This is a genomic window from Pseudoalteromonas sp. RB2-MNA-CIBAN-0110, assembly GCF_040309305.1.
Taxonomy (GTDB): domain Bacteria; phylum Pseudomonadota; class Gammaproteobacteria; order Enterobacterales; family Alteromonadaceae; genus Pseudoalteromonas; species Pseudoalteromonas arctica.
Genome location: NZ_JBEOOQ010000137.1, coordinates 1 through 288 on the forward strand (window position 1 = coordinate 1; position 288 = coordinate 288).

Sequence of the window (288 nt, forward strand, 5' to 3'; positions counted from 1 at the left end):
GACCTATATCTATGAGTAAATTACATTCCATTTTACGGCTGAAGTACTCAGCACAATTATCCCATCGAGAGATTGCCAGAAGTTTAAATATTTCACCTGGTACTGTGGCTAATTACCTTAAAAAGGCCAATGAGTTAGGCTTAAATCAATGGCCAATACCAGAGGATAAACAGCAAAATACATTTTTCAACACCAAACTCAAGCGCTTCTCAACGCGTAAAAAAAGACACCCAACGCCTGACTGGTTAAATATCAATAAAGACTTAAAACAACATAAACACCTAACAT

1 protein-coding gene is annotated in these 288 nt (G+C 36.5%); it reads left to right on the forward strand.

What is annotated here, in order from left to right; genetic code table 11:
- On the forward strand, positions 1-288 hold a 288-nt coding region (locus AAEY68_RS20870; protein ID WP_350586802.1), incomplete at both ends, for a sigma factor-like helix-turn-helix DNA-binding protein.